8 protein-coding genes are annotated in these 8,580 nt (G+C 47.3%); 2 read left to right on the forward strand and 6 right to left on the reverse strand.

Annotation, left to right across the window (positions count from 1 at the left end):
* Window positions 1–29: 29 nt before the first annotated feature.
* From BGK46_RS00335 to BGK46_RS00345, 3 genes are all read right to left on the reverse strand, one after another.
* A complete protein-coding gene (locus tag BGK46_RS00335) occupies window positions 30–3,119 on the reverse strand; it encodes a PAS domain-containing hybrid sensor histidine kinase/response regulator (RefSeq protein ID WP_069586481.1) in 3,090 nt (1,029 codons plus the stop codon).
* 17 nt (window positions 3,120–3,136) lie between these two features.
* Window positions 3,137–4,345 carry an EAL and HDOD domain-containing protein gene (locus tag BGK46_RS00340; RefSeq protein ID WP_069586482.1) on the reverse strand — a complete coding sequence of 403 codons (1,209 nt, stop codon included), beginning with the start codon at window positions 4,343–4,345 and terminating at the stop codon, window positions 3,137–3,139.
* A gap of 87 nt (window positions 4,346–4,432) precedes the next feature.
* Window positions 4,433–5,320: a PhzF family phenazine biosynthesis protein gene (locus BGK46_RS00345; RefSeq protein ID WP_254659628.1), complete on the reverse strand. Its 888-nt coding sequence runs from the start codon at window positions 5,318–5,320 to the stop codon at window positions 4,433–4,435.
* Between the two features lie 383 nt (window positions 5,321–5,703).
* On the opposite strand from BGK46_RS00345, the gene BGK46_RS00350 reads away from it, so the two are divergent.
* Window positions 5,704–5,892 carry a hypothetical protein gene (locus BGK46_RS00350; RefSeq protein WP_069586484.1) on the forward strand — a complete coding sequence of 63 codons (189 nt, stop codon included), beginning with the start codon at window positions 5,704–5,706 and terminating at the stop codon, window positions 5,890–5,892.
* A gap of 170 nt (window positions 5,893–6,062) precedes the next feature.
* On the opposite strand, the gene BGK46_RS00355 is transcribed toward BGK46_RS00350, so the two are convergent.
* On the reverse strand, window positions 6,063–6,404 hold the full coding sequence (locus tag BGK46_RS00355; RefSeq protein WP_069586485.1) for a 4a-hydroxytetrahydrobiopterin dehydratase: 342 nt from the start codon (window positions 6,402–6,404) through the stop codon (window positions 6,063–6,065).
* Window positions 6,397–7,269, reverse strand: coding sequence for a phenylalanine 4-monooxygenase (phhA, locus tag BGK46_RS00360; RefSeq protein WP_077772450.1), 873 nt, complete (start codon window positions 7,267–7,269; stop codon window positions 6,397–6,399). Before phhA ends, BGK46_RS00355 begins: the two co-directional genes overlap by 8 nt.
* 221 nt (window positions 7,270–7,490) lie before the next feature.
* Between phhA and BGK46_RS00365 the strand changes: the two genes are divergently transcribed.
* Window positions 7,491–7,796, forward strand: coding sequence for a DUF6482 family protein (locus tag BGK46_RS00365; RefSeq protein WP_069586487.1), 306 nt, complete (start codon window positions 7,491–7,493; stop codon window positions 7,794–7,796).
* Between the two features lie 17 nt (window positions 7,797–7,813).
* Here the strand turns inward: BGK46_RS00365 and BGK46_RS00370 are convergent, their stop codons facing one another.
* Entirely contained in the window at window positions 7,814–8,548 is a 735-nt protein-coding gene (locus BGK46_RS00370; protein WP_084781169.1) for an SDR family NAD(P)-dependent oxidoreductase, read from the reverse strand.
* Between the last annotated feature and the right edge of the window lie 32 nt (window positions 8,549–8,580).

An 8,580-nucleotide genomic window follows, 5' to 3' on the forward strand; every position in this document is an offset into this window, starting at 1 on the left:
TTGTTTGTCTATTTTTGGTTGTTGTTTTTTTAAGGGTTCGTATACCTATGTGATCTGTTCTGGTCTGTGTCGTCGGTTGTGTCTGTGTCTGTGTCTGTGTCTGTGTCTGTGTCTGTGTCTGTGTCTGTGTCTGTGTCTGTAACAGAATCACTGGTATTTCTAATTCCCGTCAAAGCGTTTTCATCTAAATCCGCCAAATCCAGCCCATCATTGGTGTCATGCGGATCGTCATAATGCACTGCGTCGTTACTGGAATAGAGAATAAGCAGTTCAATTAACTGATCCTTGCTGAAAGGTTTGGCTAAATGCCCATTCATGCCTGCGTCCAAGCAACGCTCTGCGTCACCCGATAACGCATTGGCGGTCACGGCAATAATCGGTGTGTGCTTATCAAACTCACGAATACGGCGCGTTGCCTCAAAGCCATCCATTTCAGGCATTTGGCAATCCATTAAAATAATATCGAAAGGTGTTTTTTTATGCAGCTCAAGCGCTTCTTTGCCGTTCTCAGCCAATGTGCGTTTACAACCTAGCTTGGCGAGAATGATATCGATTAAGTCTTGGTTGACTAAGTGGTCCTCCGCGACCAGAACATTTAAATCAAAGCGAATATTGTCGTACTGCCCAACTACCGCAAGGTTGTCATCAAGCTCCGCCTCATTCGAGGTCAATACCCGATATAACTCGCTGTAATTAATTGGGCATGTCAACGTCTGCATACCGGTATCGTGATGTCCATTATGACTAATGGCGACACTCTTGGCGACTTTACCCACTAAATGTTGACAGCTCTGCATCTTGTCTTGATCAATCATCAAGGTTAGCTGTTCGCTATCTCGCGTATCAACTTGCTCCCCGTCAGTAACACTGACAAACGAGACAGACAGGCGATCGAGGTATGCTGCCAATGTTGTGGTGAGCAAATTATCTTCTGAGACCAAACAAACCCGCTGTGCTTTTTCTTCTGCACTCAGTTCATAACCATCAAACAGTGTATGTGGTGAGTCACTGAAGGTGATAGGCACAGTAGACACAAACGTCGTGCCTTTGTTTTCTTCGCTATGAATGGTGATATCGCCATCCATCAATCGCAGCAATTTACGACATACCGGTAGGCCCAAACCTGTCCCTTGGTAAGAGCGCGAATACGAATTATCCACCTGTGTAAAGTTTTCAAAGATAGCCTCATGGCGATCTTCTGGGATCCCGATCCCCGTATCTTCCACTTCCATGACAAGATTCGTAACTTCGCCATCTTTCGCTTGATACAAGCGAACATAAATATGCCCTTGCTTAGTAAACTTCACCGCATTGCCGACTAAGTTGATAATCACTTGTTTATAGCGAACCGCATCGAGTTCAATATCACATGGCATACGAGGATCGATATAACAATGGAGTCGCAACTGTTTTTCTGCCGCTTTGGCAGTGAAGATGCTCAAGGATTCGTGAACAAGATCAGCCACATTGAGTACTTGTTTAGAGAGCGTCATTTTACCGGCCTCGATTTTGGTCAAATCGAGCACATCGTTGATGATGTTTAGTAGCGCGGTAGAGGAATGTTGCAAGGTATCGACAAAATAGCGCTGCTGTTGCGTCAGTGGCGTCTCAATTAATAAGTTCGACATCCCTACAATGCCGTTCATCGGTGTGCGAATTTCATGGCTCATCATCGCCAAGAAATTAGTCTTTGATTCATTGGCGCGTTCCGCCTGCTCTTTCGCTCTCGCCATCTCTTTAGAGATCATATCGTTCAGGTTTTTCTGCTGAACAAAGTGAATCATTGAACTCAAACTCGACAAGATCGGATCGATCCAGCTTTGTAACTCGTCATCATAGGTGGTTGATTCATCAAACAAACAGACCACGCCGACGAGTTGGTTCGACATGTATAGCGGTAACCCCAACACATTGATGATCATTTTTTGGTTGTTACCCGCGATACCCGCCATTTGCAGGCTACGTTTACTTTGTTTGGTTTCAATAATTTCAATCAACAGATTGCGAACAAACTCATCGCCTACGTAACCGTTTTGAATCAACCGAGTTTGAGCAAGCACATGATAGGGTAAGCCCGCCTGCTCAGGTTCATCATTGCCACCCACTTCAACAATGATGCCATGATTGCTTTCACCAATACGCAGCAGGATTTTGAGGACATCATGGAAGCTTTTACTGAAATCCTCTCGAATCAGAAATTTATCTTGTAAGCTCTTCATGGCGGAGAACAGCTCCGCCCCTTTAGAGACTTTTTGTTTATCGAGGTGTTGTTCGGTGATATCGCGAATAATAGCGACATTCAGCGCGCGTGGATCTTCGTCTTTGATGGGAGTGGATTTCACCTGCACCACCCGCTCTCCACTCTCGGTTTCTATCTCATAAGAGCGATTAGTCTTGCCATTCAAATCGTAAAGCGCCTGTGAAAAATAGGCGCGCGAGTTGGGCTTAACACGAGACACAATGGCCGACAGTGTGATGGCTTCATCAGGGACAGATTCAAGCTCAAACAGCCGTTTGGCCGAATCGTTGATGGTAATAATGGAATGCTTATCACCTAGCACCAAGAGTGCATCGGTATAACTGTGAATAACGGTATCGAGATAAGCGCGGCTTTGCTCGGCTCGGCTGATTTGCTTGGCATATTTCCAAATAAAGAATCCCACCAGCAAGTTCAGCAAAATAATCTGCGTCGTCGTACGTAATATCTCGGTGCTGAGCTCTTTATCGATGTACCTACTATCACGATAAATGATCAGATCGCCGACTTTTACCGAACGGCTGCGATCATCGTATTCAAGTGGAATGGTCAACTGACTCAGTTCAGAATCTGCCCGCGTCCCTTTTGAGTCTGTGACGTACCGGAACTGTCCATTAACATCAACCAGCTCTAATCGATGGACATAGCGAGAACCCATCTCGCTGTTGAGATCATTTTGAACATTCTCAAAATCATAATTCCACATCAATGTGGGCAGGCGCTGTTTGAGTCGCTGGCTAATGGACGTTAAGTCCTGATTCATATCGGATTCTAAGCGCGACTTCGCAACATGATAGTTATAATAGCCAAATCCACCCAGCAGCAGTGTTGCCAACACAATCAAAATAACAGCTAAGCGCATTCCCACTCGATTCATACTTATACCTGCATGGTTGCGGCGAGTGTTTGCGTTTGCTCGCGCGCTTTCTCAAACGCTTTCAACACGACACGTTCTTTCAATTTCAGTTTTTCGCAAGTTTTCGACACCCAGTTCCAGTTGGCATGCTCGATATTCTTGCATAATTCCAACAAAGCACCGTAATGGCCACTTTGTGACAGTAGGGCTTGCTTGGCTTCCTGACTAAGATCTAGATGACTCACCACATCTTCCATCGGACAACCCAACATGGCATCTAAAAAGGAAAAGGCACCAACGAGAAAACCTTCATCACCATCGAGTCCTTTCAACATAGGTGCAGTTTGTTGCATAAAAATTGCGCGCAAAATGGCAGCATTTTGCAAATGTAAACACTCCTGATGATTCATATTGGACATGATGAGAAGAGAAATTAAACGGCGTAATGACTCTAAACCGAGATAAACCACCGCTTGTTTGGGATTAGTGATGCTTTTTTTCTTGGACTTGGCCAATATATTGGCGCTGGTGACCACCTTATAAAGCAGGGACACGTCACGTGATATAACGTCTGTGATTTCGTCAATGTCATAAGGGCTTCGGTTGATGATAATACAGGCATCCAACAGCGTGATGACTGACGGCGCAACATCACTTTGACGCCGGATTTTCGGCTGCTCAAAAAAGTAACCTTGAAACAAGCTAAAACCAAATTGCTGCGCCAGCGTAAACTCTTCTTGCTTCTCTACTTTTCGAATTAAAAAGCGGATATCAGGATAATCAGAGATGGTTCCTACCCAACGCATAGGATCATCACGATCCATATCGACACTGATTAAATTAAACAGATTAATGTGTTCTAACCATTGGTTAGAAAAGACCGAGCTAGACGCAAGTAGCATAAAACCCGCCTTTTTATAGGCTCTGAGCTTGTTCAGTAGTAATGGGGAGGGACGGGTTTTCTCACTAATACAGATAACCAGACGCGCCACTGGCATCGAAAGCGGTAATTCATCCAATAGCGCGGTTTCGGAAAAGCTCACCACGTAACGCAACTGGTCGTCTAATTCATTACCAGACAGGAAATTAGCACTCAGTATCCTTGATGTGGCAGTGTCTTCATCAATTGATGGAAACTTGTTTTCTAGACCTTCACGAAAGAGCAGCTCACTTCCCCAGTGCTGCTGTCGGTCATCAAAAATTGGCTGACACGAAAAGAAGGTTTCACTCACGATGTTAACCCCGCAAATTAGATCCCTTTAATAAACGTAGACTAATCGCGCCAACCCTGATGATTTTTTCTGATTGAACTGAGTAAGTTAAGCGCTAATCGCATCTAGCCGATAGCCACGCCGTGCTAGGGTATTTGCTTCGCCACCCACCCAAGCGCGCTGGTGGCCTTGCCCATCAACTTTGACCACGGCAGACAGTAGCGATCGCGCCCCAATATGCTCACCCTGCTCAAAAACAAACCGATTATGTGTGCCCTGATACTCAGTCAAGTACGCTGCTAAGGCGGCAGCAGCACTTCCAGTAGCCGCCTCTTCATCCACCCCGACCGCAGGTGCAAAGTTTCGACAACACGCAGTGATATCCGACTCGTGGGGCGACAAAGCAAACGCATGCACCCCAATGCAATCGTAAGCCTCCGTCAGCGCAATAACTGCCTCTCTGTCTTGTGACATCCGAGCCAGTGCGTCGAGGGACGCAAGCGGCAAAATGATATTAGGTCCACCCGCAGATACGACTTTGACTGGCAATCCCGTCGATAGGATATCTTTACTGTCTATGTGAAATGCATCGGCAATCACCTTTTCATTCGGCCCATCACTGATAACTGGGATTGCCGTTTCAAAGTTAACTTTTCCCGAATCCAAGATGGACACTTGCAGGACGCCGGCCCCTGTTTCTTGCGTATAATCGCCAGCTTCAAGTTCACCCAATTGCCAAAGCGCAGAAAATGTTGCCACAGTGGCGTGACCACAAAACGCGACCTCATTGGTCGGGGTAAAGAACCGCAATCTGATATCAGCATGCTCGCTATGACAAATAAATGCCGTTTCGGGGTAGCCGAAGTCTGTTGCAATCGCCTGCATTTGTGCATCATCCAGCATATCTGCATGCCTAACAACACCGGCGGGGTTCCCACCCTGTCCTTGTGCAACGAATGCATTTAAGTGATAGAACTCAACAAATCTGTCCATCATTGCTTCCTCGCGATAGCCGCTGTGTACGGGTTTCCATTTAAAAGCCTGCGTCGTTTAGCACGACACCCTGCACGCCTTGTGCTCCTTCCATCCTATGCGCTTCTACTAAAGTATGACAATAAAAACTTGTTCCATATGCCAAGACAGACGGTAAATAAATCATAGTATTAGGCTAAAAATACTCAAAAGCGTATGCCAAAAGACGCCAAACCGAGTACTAAGCGACATCGCGCAAAAGCATCATCGTCAAGAACACGCGAGACGCTTAACAACGACATGAAGTGACTATTATGCCAGCGTGCAATCATCAATCAGGCACGCGACATGCCAGAATATGGTAGGCTTGTCAGTAAATTTGTTAATCCCGTATGAGATGTAAACTTATGGATCCTTTACAGCATATTGCCAATGACGCGCCCGAGCATGAGCCAGAGACTTTGCCATCACTCGACGAACAAAAAGCGATTGTGGCAAAGCTCAAAGCCCTTGAAGAGAAAGGTGAGCTCACCGATGAAATCTTGGCGCAGTATTTTGCCGTTAAGCAAAAAGACGCAAGCGACGAAGAAGAGTAAGAACAACACGATAAAGTGACCGCGTCACTTTTGAAATTTATCGTGTTCTATTTAGGAGATATGCCAATGAAAAGCATTGGCGGCGCAGGATTGATACTTGCGTGACAGGGATAGATAGCAAGTGAGCGAAAAAGATACGCCCCGAGATCACTCTCGGGGCTTTTTTTGGTTTACTCAGGGGCGATGCCGTCAGTTTTCGCCGCACAAATAAAATCATTTTTGTGCAAGCCTTTAATCTTATGCGACCACCAAGTCACGGTCACTTTACCCCACTCCAGCAAGATAGCCGGATGGTGGCCTTCTTGCTCAGCCAGCTCAGCCACTTGGTTGGCAAACGCCCACGCCAACTTGAAGTTGCGGAAGGTGAACTCACGTTCGAGCTGATCAATCCCATCTCGTGTTACTTTGCGCCATTGCGGAATGTCTTTGAGCAGCGCCGGCATTTCCTCAGCGCTGACCAAAGGGGCATCAATATTGCAGGCTTCACATTTCAACTCAGTTAGTTCAGACATGTTGCGTTTCCTTTTGCTGTTCTGTCTTTTTCGGTTTGGGCGGGAACAAAGGCGCATGAAGGCCCAGTTCCATGGCTTGATGCACATCAGCAATCAAATCTCGTTGGCTGATGGCAAATAAATCGTCAATCGACTCAATGGTAAAGTAAATGGGTTGCATAATGTCAATCCGATATGGCGTGCGCATGACATCTATCACTTCTAAAGGCTTACGCACCGCTTTGTCGCTATTAAAGGCGTACTCGGTCTCCGCCGGTGAAGACAAGATCCCGCCGCCATAAATACTGCGATTGCCTTGCGAGTCACTGAGTAAACCAAATTCGACCGTAAACCAATATAAGCGTGCAAGATAGACGCGCTCTTTGGGCGTGGCTTGCTTACCGAGCTGGCCGTACATATGAGTAAACTCAGCGAATGCTGGGTGAGTCAGCATCGCACAGTGACCAAAAATCTCGTGAAAGTAATCCGGCTCTTGCAAATAATCGAAATCGTCTTTGGTGCGCAAAAAGGTCGCCGCAGGGAATTTCTTATCCGCCAGCAAGGCGAAAAAATGGTCGAAATCGATCAATGCAGGCACAGGAGCCACTTGCCAGCCCGTCTCTCGCATTAACACGGCATTCACATCAGGGATCTGTGGCACCGTGTCATGCGGCAAGTCGAGCATTCGTAACCCGTCGAGATATTCCTGACACGCTTTGTCTTTGATACACGCAAGCTGCCGTGTGACTAACTGGCGCCATACATCGTTTTCTTGTGCCGACCAGGCTACACGACCCCGCTCATCAACTGGTTTGGATTCGTATTTACTCTGTTTCACGTTCACCGCCTTGTGTCGTTGTCTGGCGTAAAAATCGCGCGTAAACAGCGGCCCTTAGCCTTACGCAATGTCTCCGTTACTCACAGATTACGTCGACTTTGCTGAGAAAATCATCTCCTCACTCTGGTTTTAATTTTACCTTTGCGTAACATTTATTTTACATTGCGCATCCAAAAGGCTATCGCAACGGGTAATGCCTCACTCTCGAGGGATCCGCGTGCTTGCATGGCTCGTAGTATTTAAGAAAGGCCTAACTGCAAGGACGAGTGATGAATTTACAACTGAGCGAACTGATAAATTACGACAACATTGACAAGATTCAGATCCGTGGCATTGATGGCATGTTATATCAAGCCATCGCCTTTTTACGTCACGGCGATACGGTGGAGCAGAAGCTAATTTATCAAGGCGATAAACCCTATTTATCTCGCAGCTTGCTGGCGGTGAAAGATGATTTTGAATGGGTTAATGCCGCGCAATACGTGTTAGTCACGGACACGGCATATGATGAAATGATAGGGCTTGGCACGGAAAAGCCTTTGTCGACTTTGGAGCAGCCATTGCATTGGAAATAACGTAACAATGCCCCAACCTATGGGGCAATTTCCTCCCCGTCCCACGCAAACAGACGCCCAGTATGGCGACTGTCGAGGCCATCCAGTACCGACAATAAGTAGCCAGCCGATTGAGCCGGGCTGAATAACTTACCGGGCTTAACATTGGCTTGGAATGGCGCAGATAAACGGCTGTCGACGGTCCCCGGATGCAGGCCAACCACGGTTAATGATTTGTCTTGGCGACCAAGCTCGATGCTCATGCATTTGATCAACATGTTCACCGCCGCTTTGCTTGCACGGTAGGCATACCAACCGCCCGCACGATTATCACTGATACTGCCCACGCGCGCCGACAAGATGGCGAGCTTCGCCTCAGCGTTGCGCTTCAATTTGGCCGTAAGATGTTTGCTCAACAGCAGCGGCGCAACGGCATTCACATCAAAAAGCTGGTGCATGGCCTCACTGCTGCAAGCCGCGAGCCGCTTTTCTGGGCTGACCGCATCATCATGAAGCATGCCCGAGGCAATGATCACCGCATCTAAACGGTTGTCGTCGATGTGCTCGACCGCCGCTTGTATTGATGCTTCATCGCGAATATTCACCGCCACAGGCACCACCTTTTCACTTATCTCAGCAAGTGGTGCGGGGTGGCGCCCCAACGCAAAGACTTGCTGAATGGATGGCTTGTCGAGCAATGCGCGGCAAAAAGCTTCACCAATCGCACCACCTGCACCGACAACCGCCACGCGCTGCATGGAATCACTGTTCATTCTCTTGGCTCCTCATCGAGTAGGGTGAGGCG

It is taken from the genome of Salinivibrio sp. SS2 (assembly GCF_001722075.1).
Classification (GTDB): domain Bacteria; phylum Pseudomonadota; class Gammaproteobacteria; order Enterobacterales; family Vibrionaceae; genus Salinivibrio; species Salinivibrio proteolyticus.

Coding starts and splice junctions, on each gene's coding strand:
- BGK46_RS00335 (WP_069586481.1), bottom strand. CDS start 3,119: ATGCGCTTAGCTGTTATTTTGATTGTGTTGGCAACACTGCTGCTGGGT.
- BGK46_RS00345 (WP_254659628.1), bottom strand. CDS start 5,320: ATGATGGACAGATTTGTTGAGTTCTATCACTTAAATGCATTCGTTGCA.
- BGK46_RS00350 (WP_069586484.1), top strand. CDS start 5,704: ATGGATCCTTTACAGCATATTGCCAATGACGCGCCCGAGCATGAGCCA.
- BGK46_RS00355 (WP_069586485.1), bottom strand. CDS start 6,404: ATGTCTGAACTAACTGAGTTGAAATGTGAAGCCTGCAATATTGATGCC.
- BGK46_RS00365 (WP_069586487.1), top strand. CDS start 7,491: ATGAATTTACAACTGAGCGAACTGATAAATTACGACAACATTGACAAG.
- BGK46_RS00370 (WP_084781169.1), bottom strand. CDS start 8,548: ATGAACAGTGATTCCATGCAGCGCGTGGCGGTTGTCGGTGCAGGTGGT.